Below are 1065 nucleotides of genomic sequence, written 5' to 3' on the forward strand. Positions count from 1 at the left end.
CTCCGCACTCGCCCGATCGCGCGCCGACTGGCTGATCGGGATGAACTTGAGCCGCTTGTTCACACTGCTGGGGCGCCAGGCCGGCTATAGCGGCGTGCTGTCGGTGGGGCGCGTGCAGACGCCGACGCTGAAGTTGGTCGTGGACCGCGATCGCGAGATCGCGCGATTCGTCTGCGTACCGTTCTGGGCCATCGCGGTTGCGCTTTCGCATGCAGGCCAGTCCTTCGTCGCAAGCTGGACGCCGCCGCAAGGCAGCACCGACGATGCGGGCCGTTGCCTGCAACAGCCTGTGGCGCAGCAGGCAGCGGAATTCCTGCGCGCGGCCGGCACCGCCCAGGTGCTGTCGGTGGAGACCGAGCGCGTGCGCGAAGGGCCGCCACTGCCGTTCGACTTGGGCACGCTGCAGGAGGTGTGCTCCAAGCAGTTGGGCCTCGACGTGCAGGAGACGCTGGACATCGCCCAGGCGCTGTACGAGACGCACAAGGCAACGACCTATCCGCGCTCGGATTCGGGCTATCTGCCCGAGAGCATGCTGGCCGAGGTGCCGGCCGTGCTCGACAGCCTGGTCAAGACCGATCCCAGCCTGCGGCCGCTGATCGACCGCCTGGACCGCCAGCAGCGTTCGCGGGTCTGGAACGACGGCAAGGTCACAGCTCACCACGGCATCATTCCGACGCTGGAACCGGCCAACCTCTCGGCGATGAGCGACAAGGAGCTGGCCGTCTATCGGCTGATCCGCGCCCATTACCTCGCGCAGTTCCTCCCACACCATGAGTTCGACCGGACGGTGGCGCAGTTCTCGTGCGGCAGTCAGTCGCTGGCGGCCGTGGGCAAGCAGATCGCCGTCATCGGCTGGCGTGAGGTGCTGGCGACGCCGGGGCCGGACGATGCCGATGGCGAGGATGCGCAGCGCAGCCAGGTGCTGCCCGCCCTGCATGCGGGCCTGTCCTGCCCGGTCGGAAAGGTGGATCTCAAGGCGCTGAAGACGCTGCCGCCCAAACCCTACACGCAGGGCGAGCTGATCAAGGCCATGAAGACCGTCGCCAAGCTCGTGACCGACCCGCG

The 1065-nt window shown here is 68.0% G+C and carries 1 protein-coding gene; it reads left to right on the forward strand.

What is annotated here, in order from left to right:
- On the forward strand, positions 1-1065 hold a 1065-nt coding region (locus tag C8D93_RS20310), incomplete at both ends, for a DNA topoisomerase (RefSeq protein WP_245904044.1).

This window comes from Sinimarinibacterium flocculans (assembly GCF_003201205.1).
GTDB lineage: Bacteria > Pseudomonadota > Gammaproteobacteria > Nevskiales > Nevskiaceae > Solimonas > Solimonas flocculans.